The sequence below is a fragment of the Halomicrobium mukohataei DSM 12286 genome (assembly GCF_000023965.1).
Lineage (GTDB): Archaea > Halobacteriota > Halobacteria > Halobacteriales > Haloarculaceae > Halomicrobium > Halomicrobium mukohataei.
Window position 1 is genome coordinate 2377609 of sequence record NC_013202.1, and the last position, 22161, is coordinate 2399769.

The window sequence follows — 22161 nt, forward strand, 5'->3', positions numbered from 1 at the left end:
GTTCCAGTCGTCGCTCGGCTGACCGGCACGTTTATTCCCCCGATCTGTCACACTCACGTATGGTTCTTCAGGTCGGACTGGTGGAAAGCACGCTCGTTCTCGGATTCGTGTTCGTCGTCATCCTCCTCGCGATCGGCCTGTCCGCACTCGCCATCTGGGTCGACCACCGCAAGGAGATGGCGCTCATCGAACAGGGCCGGTACCCCGAAGATCCCAACCCTGCGTGGGTACTGGCCGCCGGATTCCTCCTCTTCGGGTACGGTATCGGCAGCGCTATCAACGGCTTCGCGGCCGGCGCACCGGGCGTTCAGGGTGCTGTCCCGGCGTTTCTCGGTCTCGCCGCGCTGGCGTACTACTTCGTCCGCCGTCGGGAGGGCATCGAGCGCGCCCGCTCCGACGGCGACTGATACCGCCGGCACGCGTCAGTTCGATCACTCCGACAGACACGTCGAACCGAGAGGCGCAACGCCTTTGATGGCCGTCCGCAAAGACGTGTTCAGATGGAAGAGCGGACGCAGGCGTACCTTCGGGGACGTTTCGGCGACCACTATCGCCGCAGCGAGTTCACCCCGCCGCCGGACGCCAACGAGCGCGAGTGGGGTTTTATTCCGTGGACCGACGGCCCCGGCGAGACGATGGTCCGACACCGCTCGCTGCTGGATCTGGGCGAGCTGGGGGAGTTCCTCCAGCGCAAGCGGCCCAAACACGTCTACTTCTCCGCGGGCCGGTACCGCGACCCCAGCGCCTCCTCGATGAGCGCCAAGGAGTGGCGGTCCTCGGACCTCGTCTTCGACCTCGACGCCGATCACCTGCCCGCCGTCGAACTCGGCGAAGACAGCTACGCGCAGATGCTCGCAAAGTGCAAGGACGCGTTGCTCCGACTGCTCGACTTCCTGGAGAACGACTTCGGCTTCGAGGACCTGACCGTCGTCTTCTCCGGCGGCCGAGGGTACCACGTCCACGTGCGCGACGCGGGCATCCAGCAGCTCGAACGGGACGCGCGCCGGGAGATCGTCGACTACGTCCGCGGGATCGGGCTGGAGTTCGAACAGCTCGTCGACGAGGAGGCCGTGGCCGGAACGGCGGGGCGGTCTTCGCCGGCACAGAAGCGGACGCTCTCGACCGAAGGCGGGTGGAGCCGCCGGGCTCACCGCCACGTGATGAGCGTCGTCGACGACCTGCTGGAACGCGACGAGGAGGCGGCGATCGAGCGCCTCATGGAGTACGAGGGGATCGGCGAGGGGAAGGCGACGGCGGCGCTCAGCGCGGCCCGTCAGAACTACGACCAGCTCGCGGCCGGCAACATCGACGTGCATCCGGCCTTCTTCCAGATCGCCAAGCCGCTGATGACCGAGGTCGTCGCGATGGACAACGCCCCGATCGACGAGCCGGTGACGACGGACACGAACCGCCTGATCCGTCTGCCCGGCAGCCTCCACGGCGGCAGCGGTCTCGAAGTACGGCGGATCGAGCGCGACGACATCGACGAGTTCGATCCGCTGGTCGACGCCGTTCCGGAGACCTTCCGCGGCCACGACATCACGATCGAAGTCACTGACGGCGGCCCGGTCGAACTCGGTGGCGACAGCTTTACATTGGAACCGGGCATTGGAACCTATCCAGAGCACGTGGGCGTCTTCGCGATGGCCCGCGGCCGCGCCGAGAAAGGCCCAGAATGAATCTCGACGAACTCCAGTCAGTCCAGTCCCGCGAGCGCCAGACCGACAGCCTCCAGCAGCTGCGGGAGTCGTTCTACGCCGACGCGGGGGAGTTCATCCAGCAGCTCCGCGAGGAGCGCGACAGCGTGGCCGATCGGGCCGACGACCCCTTCGACGCCCCGGAAGTCAACCGCCTGACCGACGACATCAACACCGCCGAGTCGACGGTCGAAGCGATCTACGAGCGCCGCGTCGGCAAGATCGTCAAGATGGCGTCGCTGGCCGCCGCCGACATGCCGGCCGAAGAGGAGGGGCTGACCCGCGAGGAGCGGGACCTCTTCGAGACGCTGGTTAGCGCCATCGAGAACAACCGCGATCACGTCTTCGACGTGCTCGCTGGCGACGTGACGCCGGACGCTGTCGAGGACGCGGGAGCCGACGAGAGCCCCACGGACGAGGTGTCGTCCGAGTCCGACGACGCCAAGCCGGAACCCGAGCCGGAGCCGCCCGCCGACCCCTCGCCGAGCGACGAGCCGACGACGATCGAAGCGGCCGACCTGATGGGCAGCGACGAGAGCGTCGACCTGCCGCCCGACGCGCCGCCGGACGGTCCGCCAGAGGGGGGTGCCAGCCGGGACGACCCGCTGGCCGGCGAGCAGTCGCCGGCCTCCGACGGCGGCACGGTACCCTCGCCCCCGTCCGACGACGCGGGGCCGACCTCGCCGGACGCGCCCGACACCGGCGACGAGCCGGCGACGCCGACGATCGAGCGCGCGACCGTCCGGATCACGGACGATGTCGGCGAGATCTTCGGGATCGACCAGCGCGAGTACGACCTCTCGACCGACGATGTGGTCACGCTCCCCGAGCAAAACGCCGCGCCGCTGGTCGATCGGGACGCCGCCGAACGCCTCGACTGAGACGGAGTATCGTCGCCGTTTGCCAGGTCGACCGCACGCAGTCGTGCGGTCGATTCGGGAACGATCGACGAGTCCGTACGACTATCTCTCCGGTCGCTCGCCCAGCGTGAGATCGACCGTCTCTCGGGATCCCTCGCGGAGTACGTCGACGGCGATCGTGTCGCCCGGCGTCGTCTCCAGTGCGAGAAACGAGGAGAGGTGTTGCCGGGAGGGAGTCGGGGTCTCGTCCATCGCCACGACCACGTCGCCGCCGACGCCGACTCTGACGCCGTTGACGACTTCTTCGCCGTTCGACGGCTCCAGGACGCCCTCGGCGGGTCCGTCCGTGACGACTTCGTCGATGTAGACGCCCTCGGCCGTCCGGAGGTCGTTTGCCTCGACGATCGGCGGCGTCAGATCGGTCAGCCGGACGCCGAGGTACGAGTGGTCGTAGGCCCCGGAGTCGATCAGCGACGGGACGACCCTGCGGGTGAGCGCCGCCGAGATGGCGAAGCCGATGTTGTCGCCCCCGCCGGAGTTGATGACGCCGACGACCGTCCCGTCGAGCGTGACCAGCGGGCCGCCGCTGTTGCCCGGATTGACCGCCGCGTCGGTCTGGACGGCGTCGGGGATCGAGAAGCCGTTCGCCGCCGGGAGCGTCCGGTCGACGCCGCTGACGATCCCGGCCGAGACCGAGCCCGAGAGCCCGAACGGGTTGCCGATGGCGACCACCTCCGTCCCGACGCCGGGGTCGGCCTCGACGAAGGACAGCGGCGTGGCACTCGCCGGTTTGTCGGTGACCTCGATGACGGCCAGATCGCTGTAGGCGTCGACGGCGACGACGGCGGACTCGATCCAGCCCGACTCGCGGTAGCGGACGTAGATCTCGTCGGCGTCACCGACGACGTGTTCGTTGGTCACGAGGTAGTCGTCGCTGTAGACGAACGCACTCCCCTGACCGCCGCGACTGTTCTCGGTGTACGTACGGACCGTCGCGACGGAGTCGACCACCTGCTCGTAGACGGCGCTGTAGCCGTCGCTGGCCGATTGCCCCTCGGAGCCGGCGGTCGCGTCCAGCGCGGGGGCCTGACAGCCCGCGACGCTGGCACCGACGGCCGCCGCCATCGAACCCAACACGCCACGACGCGTCTGCTGATCGTCCATGGGCGTACTATCGGCGGCGATCGAATAAACCCACGGCCAGACGACGTTTCACTCTCTGGGCGGTGGAGACAACGGCCGCGCTGGGACGCCGCGAGTCTCAGACCTGTCGACGAAACGGACACAAGCTTGAGGTAGTGGTTTACCGTATCCGTAGCTATGGCTGGATCTGGCGGCGAGCTGTCGGACGTTCCACATCCGCCGTTCCTGTTCGCCGGAATCAGGTGCGCACTGGAGATGATGCTCGTCGCGTCGCTGATACTGCTGCTTGGCTTGCCGGCCCAGAATCCGATCGTGCTCGCGGTCGTGGTGCTGCTCGCGTTCGTCGCGATGGTGGTCGTCCTGTTCTGGTGTCTCAACCAACAGATGGACCGCTGGATCAAACACGCACGGGGCAAGCCGACAGTTCAGTGACGGGATCGCGCCGGGACCGTCCGACCAGTCACTAACCTTTTGAACGTCTCTCCAGTAGTAGTCGGCAATGTCGACCAAGCGAGCGCTGGCCCAGCAACTCGGCGTGGTGGCAGGGTTCGACGATCCGCGAGCCCCGCTCGAACAGTATCGGACGCCGCCGGAGCTTGCGGCCCACCTGATCCACCTCGCCGACCTTCGGGGAGACATCGAAGATCGCACGATCGTCGACCTGGGCTGTGGGACCGGGATGCTGACGCTGGGCGCGGCGCTGCGTGGCCCCGAGCGAACCGTCGGGCTCGACGTCGATCCGGCACCGCTACAGACCGCTCGGGACAACGAGCGGAAGGTCGCGTCGGCCACGTCGGTCTCCTGGGTCCGGGGCGACGCCGAGAACGCGCCGCTGCGACCGGATCGAGACGGGACGACGGTCGTGATGAATCCGCCGTTCGGGGCCCAGTCGGGCAACGAACACGCCGACCGGGCCTTCCTGGAGACGACGGCCGCGATCGCGGACGTTTCCTACTCGATTCACAACGAGGGCAGCCAGGAGTTCGTCGGCTCGTTTGCGGCGGACAACGGCGGCACCGTCACCGACTCCTACCAGACGGAGTTCGAGATCCCACACCAGTTCGACCACCACGAGGACGAGTCGCGAGCCGTCACCGCGGAAGTGTACCGGGTCGAGTGGTAGTCGCCGTTCTACGCCGCCTCGCGGGTCGCGATCGTAACTCGCGTCCCCTCGTCGCTCGCGAACACCTGCGAGCCGTTGCGCCGGAAGGTGAGCCCTCCAGCGGTTGTCGTCCGGTTCCGGCCGGGCACCGACGCGGTGGCGAGCGTACGGCCCTCTCTGGACACCGCGAAGGCGAACCCCCCGTCGGTCGGGACCAGCGTGACGTTCCGGCCGGCGACGACGGGGTCGGCTCGGCGCGGCTCGCTCGTGTAGCCACGCGTCCGCTCGTCGCCGGCCGGCCTGAGGTACACCTTGTAGACGCTGTCGTTGCCGGCCGGCCGCCAGCCCGTGCGGTTGACGTGGACGTTTCGCCGCCAGCCGACGCCGCCGACCTCGACGGTCGCGAAACCGCGGTTCCGGAGCTGGGATTCGAGGACGACCGTCTGCCAGACGTGGCGTCGCTGGCTCGTGACGACGACGCCGCTGGTGTTGATCGCCGTCGGATCGTCGACGAACGGTAGGGAGACGCTCCGGACGTAGCCGTCGGGCACGTCTTCGCCGTAGCTGACGGTGTAGTCTCGGACTTCGACCGTCGGCTGTGGGGCCGGCGAGTCGCCGATCGGCGCGACGTTGTACGGGATCGCCGCGCCGCTCAGTCCGAGCAAGAGGACGAGGACGACGGCCAGCCCCACAGTGTGGACCCCTGCCGTCGATTCGGGCAGCCGGCGCTCGACGAGCCAGTCGAGTCGCGACCCGGCCCGCTCGTCGCCGTCCCAGATGCCGAGGATCACGACCGCCGCCAGCACGAAGACGACCGCCGCGCCGAGCCACCGAAACAGGACGAATCGGCCGTTTCCTTCCGGGACGTACAGCGCCCACAGCCCCTGGAACTCCGCGAACACGAGGAGCCCGAACCACAGCCGCGTCGGGTCCGGCCAGCGGTCCCGGTAGTACAGCAGGCCGAACCCGAGCAAGATGCCAGCGAAGAGCCCGATGGCGTGGCCCTGGATCGCGATGCTGGCCCACCACGGCGTGATGACGCGCGGACGCGGCACGGCGACGACGCGGGGGGTCTGGACCGCGACGACGAGGAATCCGAGGACCTGATCGGCCAGCAAGGCCAGCAGTGCCGTCAGCGGGCGCTGGACGAGTGCGAAGCCCGCGATGGCGAAGACGACTCCGGAGAACCCCACGACCGGTCCCAGTGCGAACAGCGACGTGAACAGCCCGACGACGAGCGCCCCGGCGGGAACGATCAGGATCCGGACGAACGGGTTCGTCAGGGCCGATCCGAACGAGTGAGCGCCTCGCTTTCGGGGGTAGTGGCCCCAGGCGTACTCGGCGACGGAGCCGAACGCCGCCGTCGCCACGAGGTTGCCCGTCACGTGCCCGAGACTGGAGTGTGTGAACGCCGCCGTCACCATGCCCAGCGGGTAGCGATACGACCAGGATCGAAACGGGATCACCAGCGGATCTCTGGGGTCCTCGATGCCGCCCTGGACGAACAGGTAGACGAGCGCGACCGCGCCGATTGTGAGCGCGGTGCCCCACGGAACGCCGAGCAACAGACGCCGACGGAGCGCGCCGAGTCGCCGATCCGTGCGGTCGCTGGCGACGAGCGCGACCCCCAGCGAGACCGCGGCGGCGAGGAGGACGGTCAGCGTCCTGAGGGGCAGCCACGACGGAACCGCATCCATCGGGCCCGGTAGCATGTCCCGATCATGGAACGGCTGTGGCTTATCCTTGGCGGCGACGGGTCGGACTCATACGGACGGTTGTAGGCGTTTACCCAGTCGACCGCACGACGGTGTGCGGTCGATCTGGTAACGACCTACAACTTTCCGTATCAGAAATCGGGTATCACTCTGTTACCTGGTTCGGAACCGAACCTATATATCTCGCTGGCGACAACGAGAGGGTAAGAGCCAACAGATGTCATCCACGTTTTCCCCGGAGCCAGACGAGACCTGCCAGGTCGTCGAGTCCTTCGACCTGATCGGATCGAAGTGGCGACTGGCGGTGCTGTACGAACTGCTCGACGGCGAACAGCGGTTCAACGAACTCAAGCGAGAGACCGGCACCAGTTCCCGCACGCTCTCGCGGGTCCTCGACGACCTGCAGGACCGCGCCTTCGTCGACCGTCGCGTCGAGGAGGCTGCACCGGTCGCGACCTACTACACGCTGACCGAGAAGGGCGAGGCGCTCGCACCGGTGTTCGACGAGATCGGCGACTGGGCCGACGAGTGGCTCGACGACGCCGTCGCGACGCCGGAGATCGAGACGCAGTGACGCGGATCGTGTAGCGGTTTCCCGATAGTCGTCTCTCCCGTGGCGACGCTCGCCAGCACGCACCTTCGGTAATGCGTATGACACGAGTACGGTCCGACAGCGTAGCTTTTTCCACCTGCAAGTACCACTGTCGACTCGATGGGAGTCCGGCCACCGGCAGACGACGACGGCGACGAACCGGACGCGATCGAGTTCGGTATCGCCGCGCTCGACGGAACACTGAGCGACGCCGATATCGAGTACCCGACCGACAAACAGACGCTCCGGTCCGAGATCGGGCACCGCGAGGTCCCTTTCGACGCCACGGGCCACTCGATCACGGTCGCGGAGGCGCTCGAACAGGTACCGAAGACGAGCTTCGAGAACGAGCAGGAACTGCTCAACACCCTCCACCCGGTGTTCGAGGCCCGACGCGAAGCCACGAGCAACAGTCTCCTCTCGCAGCTTCGGGCGCTGGTCCCCTTCTAGGGACGACTGGTCGAACTGGCCCGCTCCCCGTCCGATTCTCCCTCCGCGCTGGGCTCCGTGCCGTCGCCGACGGCGTCGGCCGCGGTCGATTCGTTACCGACCTGGCGCGCGATCTCGCTCAGCCGTCGGGTCTGCTCGCGATTCAGTGCGACGATCATGTCCGAGAGGACGCCGAACATGAGCAACTGGATGCCAAAGAGCAGCCCCGAGGCGGCGACGAGCGCGATCACCTCGTGAGAGACGCCGACGACGAACCACTCGTAGGCGACGTAGATCGCCAGCACGACCCCGACGAGTGCGCTCGCCACGCCGACGCTCCCGAAGTAGAACAGCGGATTGTTGGTCTTTGCCATCCGGTACAGCGTCAGGATGATCACCGCACCGTCGCTGAACGGATCCAGATTCGTCTCCGAGTCGTCGGGTCGGGCCTGGTAGGTGATCGGCACCACCGTCGTCGAGACCCCCTGTTTGACGCACTCGACGGCCATCTCCGTCTCGATGCCGAACCCGTCTGCGGTCAGGTCGAACTGCCTGACCGACTCCAGCGTGAACGCCCGGTAGCCAGAGAGGATGTCCGTCAGATCTCGGCCGTGAATGACCGAGAACGCCGTGTTGATGATCCCGTTGCCGACCTGATTCAATCGGGTCATCGCACCGGCTTCCATATCGGCAAAGCGGTTCCCGACGACGTGCTCTGCGCGTCCGTCGAACAGCGGTTCCAGCAGCCGGTCGGCCTCGTCGGGCCGGTAGGTGGCGTCGCCGTCGAGCATGAGGACGTAGGGCTGTTCGACGTGGCGATTCAGGGCCTCGCGGACCGCTTGCCCCTTGCCCGATCCCCGTCCGGTGCCCGACTGCTCGACGACCCTCGCGCCGGCCTCGGCTGCGAGTTCCCGCGTGCCGTCGTCGGAACCGCCGTCGATCACGAGCACGTGTTCGAACCCCTGTCCGACGAACGAGGCGACGACATCGCCGATCGTCGCCGCTTCGTTGTACGTCGGGACGAGAACGCACACGTCGTCTCGATCGGCCATTGTTGACCAGTCGACTGCGCGGACTCAAATATATACTGGTGGGCTATCCGGCACGGGGCAACTCGATCACGACGGCGGTGCCGCCCCGGTCGCTCTCTTCGATCCAGACCGAACCGCCGTAGGAGTCGACCATCACGTCCACGAAGTACAGCCCGAACCCGGTGCCACTCGACCCGTTTCGCCGGGCACCGCGTTCGAACACCGACGGTCGCCGCTCGGGCGGGATCCCCGGACCGTCGTCCGCGATTCGGACCCGTATCGTCTCGGCGGCCTCGGTCGCGGTCACCTCGATCGACGGCGACGATTCGGTGTGCTCGACGGCGTTGAGCATGACGTTGGCGAACACGTCGTCGAGGAGTTCGTCGCCAGCGACGGTCACGGCCGGCACGTCGATCGACACCGAGCAGTGCTGGTCCGCGCTCGTCGGACGGCTCGACGCCGCTTCGAGCATCGCTCGCAGATCGACCGGCTCCGGGTCTGTCAGACCGTCTTCGGACAGTGTCGACAGCACCGAGCGGACCTTCTGGGTCAGCTCGACGATGTCGTCGCTCCACTCCAGGATCGTCTGTGCGTGGTCGTTGAGTTCCCCGTCGAGGTCGGCTTCGAGTCGCTCGGCCCGCGCCCGAACGACGTTCATCCCGTTGAGAATGTCGTGTCGGAGGATCCCGTTGAAGAAGTCCATCTGTTCTTTCCTGTTTTGCAGGTCGGTGATGTCGAGCCCCTCCGCGACGATCTCCGAGACGGCTCCGTCGTCGTACACCGGCCGGACCGTGACGGCCGTCTTGATGCGACTGCCGTCGGCCCCGACGTGTGTGCCCTCGAACTCGACGGTCTCGCCGCTCTCGGCCCGCTCGATCGCGTCGCGGCACTTCGCACGCTGTTCGTCGTCGTGGTTCCACCAGGGCGTCTCCGGGAAGGGATGGCCACGCACGTCGTCGACGTCGACCCCGGCGAAGGAAAGCGCCGTCTCGTTTGCACGCAGCAACGTTCCGTCCGGTTTGAGGATCCCGACGAAGACGTTCGGCGAGTCGAACGTCGCTTCGAGGAGTCGCTCGTTGCGGTCCCGCAGCGACGCGATCTGCTCCCGTTCCAGTTCCGACTCGACCCACCGACGAAGCGTGTCGAGGAGCACTCCCTGCCAGGGATCCAGCGTCGACCTCGGCTCCGACGGATCCCCGAAACAGAGCGTTCCGTAGGTCTCGCTGTCGACTTCGATCGGGACGCCGACGTACGTCTCCAGACCCCACCTGTCGTAGGCCGGATCGTCCGGTGCGCTCTCACTGACATCGAGAATCGTGTACAGATCACCGTCGGACAGCGTGTGTCGGCAGTACGTCTCGGAGAGTGGCGACGTGTCGCCGACGGCGTCGGCCGCGTTTTCGCCGGCCGCGACGGCGATCTCGTACCTGTCGTCGGTGACGGCCGAGAGATATCCGTTCGGGTATCCGAGGTGTTCACACCCGACATTGAGCACGCGCCCGATGCGGTCTTCGACAGTGCCGTCTCCGTCGGCCATCGCCGACGTGAGGTCCTGTAGCGCTTCGAGGTGACGCGTCGACGCGTCGGCCGTGTCGTCACCGCCCTCGGGGTCCATGCCAGCTAGTGGGCACGACACCGCTTCAATCCTCTGGCGGCCGAGCCGGTAGTGTTCAGATAAGAGATCGAGAGTAGCATCGTCGAGGCACCGAAAGCCCTCGTGCAGTTGCGGTCCCGCGGCTCGCTGCGCGCGCTCCGCGTGCTTGCCGAGAGGGACTCTCCGAGTCCCTCTGGCCGTGCGAACGGGCGCTTTGCGCCCGTGAGCAGACTTTGCCGGGGTTCCCGCAAGGGCCGGCCGGTGGACCCGGCCGGCTATAACGTGACGGCTCCGCCGTCACGCAGCACTCGCCCTTTCATCCGCCAAGTTTCAGACGGTGAACCAGCCGATTCCTGGTGGATGAAAGGGCGAGGTGCGGTCGGCGGTTCTGCGGCGGCACTATCGAACGCAGTGAAGATATCCGCCACAGAACCGCCGAGCGTGCCGAGGGCTTTCGGTGTCTATATGTCAGTCAGTGCTGCTGCTTATCTGAACACCGCCGCCGAGCCCTGGCCACCGCGGTCGTCACGAACGCGCGGCCGACGGCGTCACCAGGTGCCGTGGAAGGTGTCGAAGGCGAGTTCCTCCAGGTCCTCCTCGCCGATTGCGATGCGGTACTCCTGGGGCGTCAGCATCGGCTTCTTGAACTGCGGGCCGTCGTCGGTCGTGATCCGCGGGCACCCCGTGTTGACGTAGGCGTCCATCCCGAAGTTCGTCAGTCGATCCGGCGTCACCTCGTCCATCGTGATGAGGTAGGCGTCGTCGTTGTTCTCGACGATCTCGGTCGCCTGGTCCCAGCGACCCTGTCCGATCTTCGTACAGAAGATGACGCCCCACCGCTCGGCGTCCATCGCCTTGTGGACCGAGGCGTACCGCTGTTTCATGAACTTCTCCGTGTCGGCGACGTGGACGGCGTTGTTGACCGGATCGGCGATGACGACCTTCTTGTCGGGGTGTTCCATCGCCAGCCCGAGCGGGTGGAACTTGCCACCGCCGACGTAGAGGATCTGGTCGGCGTCGACCTCGGCGCTGGCGTAGTTGCACCCGAGCACCTGTCCCTCGTGGGTCAGTCGCTCGTCGCCCTTGCGGGTGTGGACCTCGTAGTCGCGTTCTTCGAGCCAGCCGCGCATCTCGTCGAACTTGTTCATGTGCTGGGCCGTCGTCACGAGCCCGACCTCGGGGTCCTCGTCGGGAGCGGGAAGCTCCGATTCGAGGGCCTGCTCCATGATCGGGAACACGTCGACGTTCGAGAACAGCGGCACGTAGATGATCTTGTCCGACTCCTTCATCGGGGAGTGGCCGAAGTGAACGAACACGTCGGTCCGGCGCATCAGGTACGTGTCCAGGTCGCAGGCACCGTAACAGGGCTGGCCCGAGATCATCACCTGCGTGTCGTCTGGCAGTTCGTCCCGAAGGTCGTCGGCGACGGCTGGTCCGCGGCGCTTCAGCCCTTCCGGGAACTGGAGGCCGACGGTCTCTGCGTCGCGGTCGGCGACTTCCTCGACGATGCGGTCGAGTTCGTAGTCCCACTCGCGGTCGTGCTTGAGAGCGAGCCCAGTCGCCCGGAGATCCCCCTCGCTGCGGTCCTGACTCATTGGACCGCCGTAGCGCCTCGGCGCGTATAACAAGCGCGCTTCCAGACGGTATCCCCGGCCACACGGACACAGCCCCGCTCGGACGACCCGCTGTCCGTTCGTCGCCGCGTTCGCTACTCGTGGTGGCGAGACGTGTGACAGACGGACAGCGTCCCGTACGAAGTATCGTAGATCGTTACCGGATCGATCTCACGATGGCGTGGGCTCGACCGGACAGACGGCGACGACACTCCGCCTCAGGACTCGTCGAGGAGAAGCTCCTGTGTGGCGTCGTCGACCGACGCCAGTCGATCCGCGATCCGGTCACCGAACGCGACGAATCCGAAGGCCAGAACGGCGAGCATCGCGCCACCGACGAGTGTCAATGCCATACACTGGCTTACCGCTCTACCCCCAAAAGCCTGCTCCCCCGGTGGCGGTTCGGCAACTCTTTAGGCGGCCAGCACCAAGGACGGAGAGATGAGCATCGAGTCCGAGACCTCCGATTCGGCCGTCGACAGCCACGTCGAAGAGATCGCCGCCGAGTTCGGCGACGCGATCACACAGCTACCGGTGTACCAGCGCTTCGCCGAAGCCAAAACGGCCGTCGAGAACGACGAACAGGCCCAGGAGAAGATCGAGGAGTTCGAGTCCATTCGCGAGGAGTTCATGCTCGCACGCCAGACCGGACAGGCCGACCAGGAAGCGCTCAGAGAGCTCCAGGCCGCACAGGAAGAGCTCCACGACCTGCCGGTGATGAGCGAGTACCTCGAAGTGCAGAGCGAACTCGAACTGCGTCTGCAGGAACTCAACGAAGTCGTCTCCGAGCAGCTCGTCGTCGACTTCGGCGAGAAGGCCGGCGGCTGCTGCGAGGACTGATACGGTTTCTTGTAGTTGCTTACCGGTGATCGTCGCCACGGAGTAGACGATCACCGGTAAATCGCTACAATAATCCGTATGACGCCGCGGCTCGCGATCGTGTCGCTGCTTTCTTCGCGGAGTGACGACGGCGACCGACGGCCGGCGAGTAGCGCGTCGGCGGGCCGCCAGTATCGTCGGCTGGTCCCGGTGTCGTCGTCCGAAGTCTGCCGCCATTCGTGCTATCAGAGTCTGAAATGGGGCGCGAAGGTCGCTGCTACTGGCGTTCGTCGGGGGCGTCGCGAACAGCCACTCCCCGGGCCACAGGTGGGCTTGAGGCGTCTGGAAACCGCCACAGTTCCCGAATACAGAACCTGATAATTCGGCGCGTAGTCTTATTACCGAGTAGTGGCCACCGGTAGACAAGCGGAGCGAGTACTATTCAAATGCAACAGAGTTGGCAACGCGACCGAGCGGGTGACCGCGGTCAGGTCGGGATCGGGACGCTGATCGTGTTCATCGCGATGGTCCTCGTCGCGGCGATCGCGGCGGGCGTACTGATCAACACCGCGGGCTTTCTCCAGACGAACGCAGAACAGAGCGGCCAACAGAGCAGCCAACAGGTGACCAACCGCCTCCAGGTCGTCGACATCGCCGGGTCTGACATCGTGAAAGACGGCGAGGGCTTCGAGGTGACGACGGTCGACGTGACCGTCAAGCGAGCGCCGGGCTCGGGCAACGTGGACCTGTCGACGACGACCGCCCAGTGGGTCTCGTCGGGCGGCAGCTACAACGTCCTCAGCTACACGGCGGCCGAGGGATCGGGCGGATCAAGTGGTGACGCCGGGTTCATCACGTCGACGCTGCAGGACGACGACGGCTCGATCTCGAACAGCAACGCCCTCAACGACCAGGCCGACCGGGCGATCATCAGATTCCAGACCGACTCGGTTCCCACCAGCGAAGAGGAAGACGACCTGAACGGGAAGCTCGTCAGCGGGGACCTCACCGAGGGATCGTCCGCCGAGATCAGGCTGACCACCCAGGCCGGCGGCGAGACGACCGCCACGGTCGTCGTGCCCGAGTCTCTCTCGGGCAAGTCCGCCGTCTCGCTCTAGGCCGTCGCCCGCTTTCGCAAGGACTTAGCGGCCGCTCGCGACACGTTCAACCATGACTGTCGACTCCGACTGGGGCGACTGGCTCGTTCGCGCGGTCGAAGACGCGGATCCCGACGGACTCGCGATCTGGTACCTCGGCTGTAACGGCTTCGTACTCAAGTCCAGCGGCGGCTCGGTCGTCTACGTCGACCCGTATCTGGGTATCGGCGATCCGCCACGGACGGTCCGGATGATCCCCGTCCCGTTCGATCCCGACGACGTGCGCGAGGCGGACGCGGTCCTCGCGACCCACGAACACACGGATCACACGCACGGGCCGAGCCAGGCACCGATCCTCGCCGGTACGGGAGCCACGTTCTACGGCACCGACGCGAGCCACGACGTGGTCTCGGCCGAAAACTGGACCGAGACGTGGGACGTCGACGACGAACAGCTCCGCGAGATCGGCGAAGGGGACACCTTCGAGGTCGGTGATCTCACCGTCCACGTCGAACCCGCCAACGATCCCGACGCCGACCACCCCGTCTCGTACGTCTTCGAACACGACGCGGGGACGTTCTTCCACGGCGGCGACGCACGGCCCGGCGCGTTCGAGTCCGTCGGCGAGTCCTACGACATCGACGTGGGCGTCCTCGCGTTCGGTACCGTCGGGATGATCCCCGACAAGGAGACCCGCGAACCCGAACGCACGAAGTGGTACAACGACGAGAACATGATCGTCGAAGCCGCGAACGAACTCCAGCTCGAGACGCTCGTCCCGACCCACTGGGACATGTGGAAGGGCATGACGACGGAGCCGACGGTGCTGCACAACCACGTCAACAGCTTCCCCGCACCGGCGATCCTCGACATCGTCGAGATCGGCGATCGGATCGACCTGGAGTGAACTGACAGTTCAAAGAAGTAATAAGGCAGGCAATACGTATCTTTAATATTCTCGCTCGACGCTATTCGAGACATGAGTGACTCTCAGGCGTACGAGGAGATTACCGTGGTCTCTGATGGGGTGACCGTCACCAAACGGTACGAGGCCGACGAGTTCCCGGTGCCTGCCATCGCGTTCAAGTTCGCGTCCAGCCGGACCGAACCGGTGAGCGTGCGGCTGACCGACGTGGTTCCGGAGGACGTGGCAGTCGAGGATCTGGGCTTTCACCCGGAGTACGGGAGCGAGTTCTGGACGATCGACGACGACGAGATCGCCTTCGAGCGTGAACTCGAACCCGAATCGGAGTACACGACGGTGTACGGAATCCGCGCGACCGGCACCGACAACGTCGAGCAGTTCCTCACCGAACCACAGATCGACCGCATCGACCCGCCGCTGGAAGACGACGGGGGCGAACTCGTCGGCGAAGGATCCGACGCTGTCAAAGACGTGATCAGCGGCGACGCCGACAGCGTTCCGGGGCTCGAAGAGTCCGACGACGAGGACATCGAGACCCTCGACCTGAAGGATCCGAACAACGAGGGCCAGCAGCGCCGTGCCGCCGAACGCACTCCCGAGGAGACGGACGGCGACGCCGAGGAGGCGTCCGAGGACGGATCGGCCCAGCAGGCGGCGAACAACGGGACTGCGAGCAGCGTCGAAGTCGAGGGCGGGAGTCTCGTCGCCGCGATGGCGAACGAACTCCGGAACAACGAGGTCCGGAAAGAGGACGTCCAGATCCTCCGGAAGGCCTTCGACCTCGCGAGCGACGACGGCTCCGTGACGGCCCGGCTCGACAAGCTCCAGAAAGACGTCTCCGACGTCGTCGCGTACACCGACGCACTCGAAGAGTTCCTCGACGAGAACGGCACCGGCGAACAGCTCATCGACGAGTTCGAGTCCGAGGTCGAGCAGTTCCGCTCCGAAGTCGAGGAGTTCGAGTCCGAACTGGCATCGGTCAAGTCGACGGCCGCCGAGAACGGCGCTCAGATCGACGGACTCGCCGACGGAGTCGAGCAGATCGACGAGAGTGTCGACGACGTGACAGACGACGTATCGGAGCTGGAGTCGACCCTCGACGGCGTCCAGGACGACCTCGAAGAGATCCGCGAGGAGATGGCCGATGCGGGCGTCGAGAGCCAGATCGAAGAGATCGACGAGGAGATTGCCGAGCTCAAAGAGTGGCGCGAACAGCTCTCGTCGGTCATCGGTGGCGGCGACTGACGCGACCGGTCGCGTCCCGCCCACTCCGGGGCAGAGATATGTCGACACGGAGACACTCGCCCGTGTGAAACCGGACTCGTTTTACTCCCCCATCGTCTGTGCCATCGTAATGACGACGATCAGCGTGGCCGTTCCACGCAAGGGTCGCCCGCTGGAGGCCGTGCTCGAACGGCTGGCGACGACGGCAGCGTTCACCGAGATCGCCGACGACGTGATCTCGACGCTGCGCTACGAGAAGGCCATCACGAAGGACGACGCCACACCCGACGCGCCGGTGTACGATCGTCTCGCGGCGTACAGCGACCTCGACGACCCGACCAGACCCGAGTACACGCTCTTGCGAGACGACCGCGAGGGGATGCCCCGACGCGTCGTCTTCGACAGCCTGACGGTCCCGGTCGACGGGATCGACCTGCGTCTGGTCGGTCGAGAGGAGCCGTTTCGGTCGCTGCGCAAACACGAGTTCGCGCTGGGCTTCGACAGTGCCGACCTCGTCCTCGAAGAGGTCGTGCAGCTGCGGGACGATCCCCTGACCGAGATCGCGGCCATCAACGAGCGGATCGATCCGGTCGACACGGACGTTCGCGTCGTCACCGGGATGGGTGATACGGTGTATCACACGCTGCTCGGAACGCCAGCGGTGCGCAAGTCGCTCCCACACGATCTCTCCCGCGAGTTTCTCTCGGCCTACGAGGGCGATCTCTGTATCTCGCCGCGCTACGAGCGGCTGGTCGAGGCCGTCATCGGCACGGACGCCCTGCGAGACATCGAGTTCGTCTACCCCGAGAACGGACGGGAAGAGGAGGCCGCCATCGCCGAGGCCGGGCTGGGCGTCTACCTCACCGTGACCGGTTCGACCGCCCGCGACCACGGGCTCGAACTGGGAGAGCAGCTGTTCCCCAGCGAGACTGTCCTGCTGGAGAACCGCTCGGAGGTCGGCGACGGCGTCGATCGGGTCACGGAGCTGTTCGCTGCGCCCGACGAGTCCGTCCTGGCGCTCCAGTAGCGGTCCCGCGGTGACATCGGTGTCAGCACAGACCTTTGACCCTCGGCGACCTACGTCGCCGTATCCGTCACCGCGACGGCACCACCATGTCACGACACAGAACCACGCCGACACGGACAGCCGGGGCCGACAGATGAGTGAGCCACACGCCGACCAGCCGGTCCACACCGCGGGCACGCCGCTGGACGACGCCAGCGTCGCCGTCGTGATGATCCACGGCCGCGGAGCCAGAGCCGAGGGATTTCTCCAGCTCGCAGACGAGATCGCCGTCGACGGCGTCGCGTATCTCGCACCGCAGGCACAGCGCGGGAGCTGGTACCCCAACCGTTTCGTCGACCCGATCGAGAGCAACGAGCCACACCTCACCGCCGCACTCGGCGTCGTCGCGGACACGATCGAAAGAGCCCTCGCAGCGGGCCTCGACCACGAACAGATCGTCCTGATGGGGTTCTCTCAGGGTGCCTGTCTCGCCAGCGAGTACGTCGCCCGGAACCCCCGCGCGTACGGTGGACTCGCCGCCTTCAGCGGCGGACTCATCGGACCGCTCGGGATGGCGTTCGACCACGACGGGGAACTCGACGGGATGCCGGCCTTCTTCGGCTGTAGCGACTCCGATCCGCACATTCCGGAGACTCGCGTCACCGAGTCTGCGGACGTGTTCGAGCGCCTCGGAGCCACCGTCGAGACGCGACTCTACGAGGGCATGGGCCACACGATCGTCGACGACGAGGTCGAGTACGTCGTCGATCTGCTGTCGACGCTGACGGGTTCGGACTGATACGGATTCTCGTAGCAGTTTCCCGGTGATCACCTCGTGGCGACGATTGCCGGTGAGCACCTACGAGAGTCCGTATGATACTGTCGACTGTCCCGTCGTGAAGCGATTCGCCACCCGGTGTGGCGAAATCGATCACAGTGGGACAGCCGGCGGTACGACACCGCCGGTGAGATTCTCACCGGGCGGGAACGATCCCGCACCGGTGACCAACGTCACTTATCCGTCTCGAACGCCTTGTCTCAACTCGAATGCTGTCAGACGAGTTCGGTCGCGAGGTCTCGGGCGTCCGCGTCTCGCTGACCGATCGGTGTAACTTCGACTGCGTCTACTGCCACAACGAGGGGCTGGGAGACACGCGCGGCCCACTGGCGGCCCAGGACGACGAGCTCTCGACGGACCGGGTCGTCGACTTCCTCGAAGTGGCCGCGGACCTCGGCGTCGACTCGGTGAAGTTCACCGGCGGGGAACCGCTGCTCAGAGAGGACCTCGCCGAGATCGTCGAGCGGACGCCCGACGAGATGGCGGTGTCCCTGACGACGAACGGGACCTACCTTCCCGGGCGAGCGTCCGAACTCGTCGACGCCGGACTCGAACGAGTCAACATCTCCCAGGACGCACTCGACCGGGAGGCGTTCGCCGAACTCACCCAGAGTGGCGCGTACGACCGCGTGCTGGAGGGCGTCGAGGCGGCGGTCGACGCCGGACTCGCCCCGGTGAAGATCAACATGGTGGTGTTCGAGCCGACGGCGGGGTACGTTCCGGAGATGGTCGATCACGTCGTCGAGAACGAGGGGCTTCGCCTCCAGCTCATCGAGTACATGCCCGAGTTGGCCGGCCATCCGGAGTGGGCGATCGACATCGATCGCGTCCACGACTGGCTGTCCGAACGGGCCGACCGGATCGAGCACCGCCAGATGCACGACCGGCGGCGGTACTTCGTCGCGAGCGACGACGGCGACCGCGAGGGGATGGTCGAGATCGTCGACCCGGTGGGCAACGAGACGTTCTGTGCGAACTGCCACCGGGTGCGACTCACCCACGACGGCTACCTGAAGGGCTGTCTGAACCGCAACGACGACCTCCGGTCGATCGGCGAGACGAAGTCTCGCATGCGCGATGCGTTCCGGGCGACCGTGGCCAGCCGCGTCCCCTACTACGGCGAGTACATGGTCGAGACCGAGGACGGCTGGGAACGCGACGAGCGGTACCGCGACGGGGAGGGCGACCGCGCCCCCTACGCCTACACCGAGGACTGATACGGGCGGTCGTCGGAATCTCCCCGCTTTCGCCGCCCTGGGAGGCGAATCGATTCACGACGGGACAGCCGACGGTATCACGTGCCCCGTCGCGGCCTCGCGAAGTCGTGGCTTTTTGCCCTCCGGCGGCCTGTGTTCGAGTATGACAGACGACCCTCGAGGCGTCGGATTCAGAGAGCAGACGCGGCTCGGGCCGGCCCGCGAGCGGTTGCTCGACTCGCTGTCGCCGGTGTCTCGAACGGAGGCGGTGCCGATCACGGACGCCGACGGACGGGCACTCGCGAGCGAACACACAGCCCGGCGACCGGTGCCACACTATCCGCGCGCGGCGATGGACGGCTTCGCCGTTCGGGCCGAGGACACGTTCGGAGCGACCCGACGATCGCCGGTCCGACTGGAGCGATCGGAGTCGGTCGGCCCGAACGCCGCGTGCCGCGTCCACACTGGGAGCGAACTGCCGGAGGGTGCCGACGCGGTCGTACAGGTCGAGCAGGTCGAGGCCGACGACGCGACGATCGAGGTGTTCGACGCCGTCGCCAGCGGCCAGAACGTCGCGCCGGTCGGTGACGACGTCTCGGACGGACAGCACCTGTTCGATCCCGGCCACCAGCTCCGTCCCTCCGATCTGGGACTGTTGAAGGCACTCGGAGTCGAGACCGTGGCGGTGTTCGATCGCCCACGGTTCAGCGTCGTCCCGACGGGCGAGGAACTCGTCCAGTCCGATCCCGAACCCGGCGAAGTCGTCGAGACGAACGGCCAGACCGTCGCTCAGTACGTCCGGCGGTGGGGAGGGGAACCGACCTACCGTGACGTGGTCACCGACGACGAGGCCGCGCTTCGGTCGGCCATCGAACGAGATCTCGACCACGACCTGATCGTGACGACCGGCGGCTCCTCGGTCGGCGAGCGGGATCTCTTGCCGGCGGTCGTCGACGATCTCGGGACGGTCTCGGTCCACGGCGTCGCACTCAAGCCCGGCCACCCGGTCGCGTTCGGCCGCGTCGAGGAGACGCCGATCCTCGTGTTACCGGGCTATCCGGTGGCGACGATCGTCAACGCCGTCCAGCTGCTCCGGCCGGCCCTCAAGAAGCTCGCACACCTCCCCGAGCGCGAGCCACCGGTGACGGAGGCCCGTCTGGAGCGAAAGGTCGCGAGCGAGGTCGGGACGCGCTCGTTCGTCCGCGTTCGACTGGATCGTGACGGCGACGAGCGGACGGCGACACCCACCAGAGCCAGCGGTGCCGGCGTCCTCTCCAGCGTCGCGCTGGCCGACGGCTGGGTCGTCGTTCCAGAAGACAGCGAGGGGTACGACGCCGGTCGGACCGTCGCCGTCGAGGACTGGGAGTGGTCGCCGTGAGCGACCGCAAGGAGTTCCGTGATCTCGCGACGCCCGAGCGCGCACACGAGGTCGCCGACGGCCTCGACATCGATCCCGGTGCCGAGACGGTCCCCCTCGACGGGGCCCGCGGGCGCGTCCTCGACGAGCGCATCGACGCGACACTGGACGTACCGGGGTTCGATCGGGCGAGCATGGACGGGTACGCGCTCCGGGCCGAGGACACCTTCGACGCCGACGAGGCGAGCCCGGTGACCCTGTCGCTGGCCGGCGCGGTCCACGCCGGTGAGCGGCCGGCGGTGTCAGTCGACCCCGGAACGGCGGTCGAGGTCTCGACTGGCGCGGTGATGCCCGACGGTGCCGACGCGGTCGTGATCGTCGAGCGGACGACGGCGACCGACGACGGCGTCGAGATCAGAACCGCAGTCACTCCCGGCCAGAACGTCATGCTCTCGGGGGCCGACATCGCTGCCGGGACCAGGGCGCTGGGCCCCGGAACGCGGCTCACTCCCAGCGAGATCGGACTGCTCTCCGCGCTCGGCGTCGACGAGGTGCCGGTCCGAGCGAAGCCGACGGTCGGCATCCTCTCGACGGGCGACGAACTCGTCCGCCCGGGCGAGCCCCTCCAGAGCCAGGCCGGAGAGATCTACGACGTGAACAGCTACACGATCGCGACGGCCGTCGCGGAGGCCGGCGGAGCGCCGGAGTTGTACCCCCACGTCGGCGACGATTACGAGGCCATGGAGCGACTGCTCCGGCGGGCCGCGACGGAGTGTGATCTCGTCCTCTCGTCGGGATCGACGAGTGCCAGCGCCGTCGACGTGATATACAGCGTCGTCGAATCCCAGGGGACGCTCCTCCTGCACGGGACCGCGATCAAGCCCGGAAAGCCGATGTTGATCGGTGAACTCGGCGACGCGGCCTACGTGGGCCTGCCGGGGTATCCGGTCTCTGCGCTGACGATCTTCCGGACGTTCGTCGCACCGCAGATCCGCGACGCGGCGGGTCTCCCGGAGCCGGCCACCGCGACCGTCACCGGTGAGATGGCCGTCCGGGAACGCTGTGAGGAGGGTCGCCGCCGGCTGCTGGCTGCCGGCCTCGTCGAGAACGGCGACGGCGATCTGCTCGTCTACCCGGTCGACAAGGGCAGCGGCGCGACGACGAGTCTCGTCGACGCCGACGGGACCGTGACCGTGCCCGCCGACACGGCCTTCCTCGACGCGGGCGAGTCCGTCACGGTGGAGCTGTTCTCGCCCGACGTTCGGCCTCCGTCGGTGCTGTGTGCCGGCGACTCCGATCCCGTGGCTTCCCAGCTCCTCGACGGCCTGGACGAGCCACGCTTTCTCCCGGTCGGGACCCGTGAGGCACTGCGGCGACTGCGTGATGGGATCCCCGACGTGGTGGTTGCCGCTGGCCCGACCGGAGCGTCCTCGGACGCCGTCGAGTTGGGCGGCTGGACTCGCGAGTGGGGGCTGGTCGTCCCCGCGGGCAATCCCGATGGAATCGAGGGCGTCCCGTCGCTGGTCGACGACGACGGATCGATGGTCAATCTCGCGACCGGATTCGGGCTCCGTACTAGCTTCGACGCCCATCTCGACGCCCTCGCGGACGAACGCGACATCGCCCGGAGCGAGCTGACAGACGACATCTCGGGGTACGACCTGACGACTACCGGCGGCGAGAGCCCGGCCCGCGCAGTCTCGGACGGCGACGCCGACGCCGGCCTCGGACTCCGGGCGACTGCGACGGCGCTCGGACTCGGTTTCGTCTCGCTGGGCCGACAGCGGGTCCGCGTACTCACAACGGCCGATCGTCGGGACAAGCCCGCAGTCGAGCGACTCGCCGGTGCGATCGACGAGGTCGACCTCTCGGAGTTCCCCGGGTTCGACTGACGACGACAGCCGATCGCTCTCTGCTCTCCGG

At 66.8% G+C, this 22161-nt stretch carries 22 protein-coding genes; 16 read left to right on the forward strand and 6 right to left on the reverse strand.

Translation table 11 applies throughout. From position 1 onward, the window contains the following. The first annotated feature begins 59 nt into the window (after positions 1-59). From HMUK_RS11975 to HMUK_RS11985, 3 genes are all read left to right on the forward strand, one after another. Entirely contained in the window at positions 60-407 is a 348-nt protein-coding gene (locus HMUK_RS11975; protein ID WP_015763431.1) for a DUF6249 domain-containing protein, read from the forward strand. Between the two features lie 93 nt (positions 408-500). Continuing rightward, on the forward strand, positions 501-1679 hold the full coding sequence (priS, locus tag HMUK_RS11980) for a DNA primase small subunit PriS (RefSeq protein WP_015763432.1): 1179 nt from the start codon (positions 501-503) through the stop codon (positions 1677-1679). Further along, positions 1676-2578 (forward strand): hypothetical protein, encoded by a 903-nt coding sequence (locus HMUK_RS11985; RefSeq protein ID WP_015763433.1) that lies wholly within the window; start codon positions 1676-1678, stop codon positions 2576-2578. Before priS ends, HMUK_RS11985 begins: the two co-directional genes overlap by 4 nt. 81 nt (positions 2579-2659) lie before the next feature. Here the strand turns inward: HMUK_RS11985 and HMUK_RS11990 are convergent, their stop codons facing one another. After that, positions 2660-3721: a S1C family serine protease gene (locus tag HMUK_RS11990; RefSeq protein WP_015763434.1), complete on the reverse strand. Its 1062-nt coding sequence runs from the start codon at positions 3719-3721 to the stop codon at positions 2660-2662. Between the two features lie 156 nt (positions 3722-3877). Between HMUK_RS11990 and HMUK_RS11995 the strand changes: the two genes are divergently transcribed. Continuing rightward, entirely contained in the window at positions 3878-4132 is a 255-nt protein-coding gene (locus HMUK_RS11995; protein WP_015763435.1) for a hypothetical protein, read from the forward strand. Positions 4133-4199: 67 nt separating this feature from the next. Next, positions 4200-4823, forward strand: a complete 624-nt coding sequence (locus HMUK_RS12000) for an METTL5 family protein (RefSeq protein WP_015763436.1) — start codon at positions 4200-4202, stop codon at positions 4821-4823. Positions 4824-4831: 8 nt separating this feature from the next. Here HMUK_RS12000 and HMUK_RS12005 read toward each other — a convergent pair whose 3' ends face one another. Then, on the reverse strand, positions 4832-6514 hold the full coding sequence (locus HMUK_RS12005) for a rhomboid family intramembrane serine protease (protein ID WP_015763437.1): 1683 nt from the start codon (positions 6512-6514) through the stop codon (positions 4832-4834). Between the two features lie 220 nt (positions 6515-6734). Here HMUK_RS12005 and HMUK_RS12010 point away from each other — a divergent pair, with 220 nt between their 5' ends. Continuing rightward, on the forward strand, positions 6735-7091 hold the full coding sequence (locus HMUK_RS12010) for a winged helix-turn-helix transcriptional regulator (RefSeq protein ID WP_015763438.1): 357 nt from the start codon (positions 6735-6737) through the stop codon (positions 7089-7091). 138 nt (positions 7092-7229) lie between these two features. Beyond that, entirely contained in the window at positions 7230-7559 is a 330-nt protein-coding gene (locus HMUK_RS12015) for a hypothetical protein (protein ID WP_015763439.1), read from the forward strand. On the opposite strand, the gene aglJ is transcribed toward HMUK_RS12015, so the two are convergent. The 4 genes from aglJ to HMUK_RS18035 all read right to left on the reverse strand — a co-directional run bounded on the left by aglJ (position 7556) and on the right by HMUK_RS18035 (position 12129). Further along, positions 7556-8590 (reverse strand): S-layer glycoprotein N-glycosyltransferase AglJ, encoded by a 1035-nt coding sequence (gene aglJ / locus HMUK_RS12020; RefSeq protein ID WP_015763440.1) that lies wholly within the window; start codon positions 8588-8590, stop codon positions 7556-7558. The two genes, HMUK_RS12015 and aglJ, sit on opposite strands and share 4 nt — an antisense overlap. A gap of 43 nt (positions 8591-8633) precedes the next feature. Further along, positions 8634-10184, reverse strand: a complete 1551-nt coding sequence (locus tag HMUK_RS12025; protein ID WP_015763441.1) for an ATP-binding protein — start codon at positions 10182-10184, stop codon at positions 8634-8636. A gap of 527 nt (positions 10185-10711) precedes the next feature. Continuing rightward, positions 10712-11758, reverse strand: a complete 1047-nt coding sequence (dph2, locus tag HMUK_RS12030) for a diphthamide biosynthesis enzyme Dph2 (protein WP_015763442.1) — start codon at positions 11756-11758, stop codon at positions 10712-10714. Positions 11759-11994: 236 nt separating this feature from the next. Further along, positions 11995-12129: a hypothetical protein gene (locus tag HMUK_RS18035; protein WP_015763443.1), complete on the reverse strand. Its 135-nt coding sequence runs from the start codon at positions 12127-12129 to the stop codon at positions 11995-11997. A gap of 88 nt (positions 12130-12217) precedes the next feature. On the opposite strand from HMUK_RS18035, the gene HMUK_RS12035 reads away from it, so the two are divergent. The 9 genes from HMUK_RS12035 to HMUK_RS12075 all read left to right on the forward strand — a co-directional run bounded on the left by HMUK_RS12035 (position 12218) and on the right by HMUK_RS12075 (position 22130). Beyond that, complete coding sequence (locus tag HMUK_RS12035; protein WP_015763444.1) at positions 12218-12616, forward strand: YlbF family regulator; 399 nt, start codon at positions 12218-12220, stop codon at positions 12614-12616. 425 nt (positions 12617-13041) lie between these two features. Continuing rightward, positions 13042-13713 (forward strand): archaellin/type IV pilin N-terminal domain-containing protein, encoded by a 672-nt coding sequence (locus tag HMUK_RS12040; RefSeq protein WP_015763445.1) that lies wholly within the window; start codon positions 13042-13044, stop codon positions 13711-13713. A 52-nt stretch (positions 13714-13765) separates the two neighbouring features. Continuing rightward, complete coding sequence (locus HMUK_RS12045; RefSeq protein WP_015763446.1) at positions 13766-14599, forward strand: MBL fold metallo-hydrolase; 834 nt, start codon at positions 13766-13768, stop codon at positions 14597-14599. 72 nt (positions 14600-14671) lie between these two features. Further along, complete coding sequence (locus HMUK_RS12050) at positions 14672-15862, forward strand: hypothetical protein (protein ID WP_015763447.1); 1191 nt, start codon at positions 14672-14674, stop codon at positions 15860-15862. Between the two features lie 109 nt (positions 15863-15971). Then, positions 15972-16868: a hypothetical protein gene (locus HMUK_RS12055; protein ID WP_015763448.1), complete on the forward strand. Its 897-nt coding sequence runs from the start codon at positions 15972-15974 to the stop codon at positions 16866-16868. 133 nt (positions 16869-17001) lie between these two features. Beyond that, positions 17002-17646, forward strand: a complete 645-nt coding sequence (locus tag HMUK_RS12060; RefSeq protein ID WP_015763449.1) for an alpha/beta hydrolase — start codon at positions 17002-17004, stop codon at positions 17644-17646. A 248-nt stretch (positions 17647-17894) separates the two neighbouring features. Next, positions 17895-18902 (forward strand): GTP 3',8-cyclase MoaA, encoded by a 1008-nt coding sequence (gene moaA, locus HMUK_RS12065; RefSeq protein ID WP_015763450.1) that lies wholly within the window; start codon positions 17895-17897, stop codon positions 18900-18902. A gap of 142 nt (positions 18903-19044) precedes the next feature. Then, a complete protein-coding gene (locus HMUK_RS12070) occupies positions 19045-20259 on the forward strand; it encodes a molybdopterin molybdotransferase MoeA (RefSeq protein WP_015763451.1) in 1215 nt (404 codons plus the stop codon). After that, positions 20256-22130: a molybdopterin biosynthesis protein gene (locus tag HMUK_RS12075; RefSeq protein WP_015763452.1), complete on the forward strand. Its 1875-nt coding sequence runs from the start codon at positions 20256-20258 to the stop codon at positions 22128-22130. Before HMUK_RS12070 ends, HMUK_RS12075 begins: the two co-directional genes overlap by 4 nt. Positions 22131-22161 lie beyond the last annotated feature (31 nt).

Coding starts and splice junctions, on each gene's coding strand:
- HMUK_RS12050 (WP_015763447.1), top strand. CDS start 14,672: ATGAGTGACTCTCAGGCGTACGAGGAGATTACCGTGGTCTCTGATGGG.
- HMUK_RS11985 (WP_015763433.1), top strand. CDS start 1,676: ATGAATCTCGACGAACTCCAGTCAGTCCAGTCCCGCGAGCGCCAGACC.
- moaA (WP_015763450.1), top strand. CDS start 17,895: ATGCTGTCAGACGAGTTCGGTCGCGAGGTCTCGGGCGTCCGCGTCTCG.
- HMUK_RS12000 (WP_015763436.1), top strand. CDS start 4,200: ATGTCGACCAAGCGAGCGCTGGCCCAGCAACTCGGCGTGGTGGCAGGG.
- aglJ (WP_015763440.1), bottom strand. CDS start 8,590: ATGGCCGATCGAGACGACGTGTGCGTTCTCGTCCCGACGTACAACGAA.
- HMUK_RS12035 (WP_015763444.1), top strand. CDS start 12,218: ATGAGCATCGAGTCCGAGACCTCCGATTCGGCCGTCGACAGCCACGTC.
- HMUK_RS11990 (WP_015763434.1), bottom strand. CDS start 3,721: ATGGACGATCAGCAGACGCGTCGTGGCGTGTTGGGTTCGATGGCGGCG.
- HMUK_RS12015 (WP_015763439.1), top strand. CDS start 7,230: ATGGGAGTCCGGCCACCGGCAGACGACGACGGCGACGAACCGGACGCG.
- HMUK_RS12055 (WP_015763448.1), top strand. CDS start 15,972: ATGACGACGATCAGCGTGGCCGTTCCACGCAAGGGTCGCCCGCTGGAG.
- HMUK_RS12010 (WP_015763438.1), top strand. CDS start 6,735: ATGTCATCCACGTTTTCCCCGGAGCCAGACGAGACCTGCCAGGTCGTC.
- HMUK_RS18035 (WP_015763443.1), bottom strand. CDS start 12,129: ATGGCATTGACACTCGTCGGTGGCGCGATGCTCGCCGTTCTGGCCTTC.
- HMUK_RS12025 (WP_015763441.1), bottom strand. CDS start 10,184: ATGGACCCCGAGGGCGGTGACGACACGGCCGACGCGTCGACGCGTCAC.
- HMUK_RS12005 (WP_015763437.1), bottom strand. CDS start 6,514: ATGCTACCGGGCCCGATGGATGCGGTTCCGTCGTGGCTGCCCCTCAGG.
- HMUK_RS12060 (WP_015763449.1), top strand. CDS start 17,002: ATGAGTGAGCCACACGCCGACCAGCCGGTCCACACCGCGGGCACGCCG.
- HMUK_RS11975 (WP_015763431.1), top strand. CDS start 60: ATGGTTCTTCAGGTCGGACTGGTGGAAAGCACGCTCGTTCTCGGATTC.
- priS (WP_015763432.1), top strand. CDS start 501: ATGGAAGAGCGGACGCAGGCGTACCTTCGGGGACGTTTCGGCGACCAC.
- dph2 (WP_015763442.1), bottom strand. CDS start 11,758: ATGAGTCAGGACCGCAGCGAGGGGGATCTCCGGGCGACTGGGCTCGCT.
- HMUK_RS12070 (WP_015763451.1), top strand. CDS start 19,045: ATGACAGACGACCCTCGAGGCGTCGGATTCAGAGAGCAGACGCGGCTC.
- HMUK_RS12045 (WP_015763446.1), top strand. CDS start 13,766: ATGACTGTCGACTCCGACTGGGGCGACTGGCTCGTTCGCGCGGTCGAA.
- HMUK_RS11995 (WP_015763435.1), top strand. CDS start 3,878: ATGGCTGGATCTGGCGGCGAGCTGTCGGACGTTCCACATCCGCCGTTC.
- HMUK_RS12040 (WP_015763445.1), top strand. CDS start 13,042: ATGCAACAGAGTTGGCAACGCGACCGAGCGGGTGACCGCGGTCAGGTC.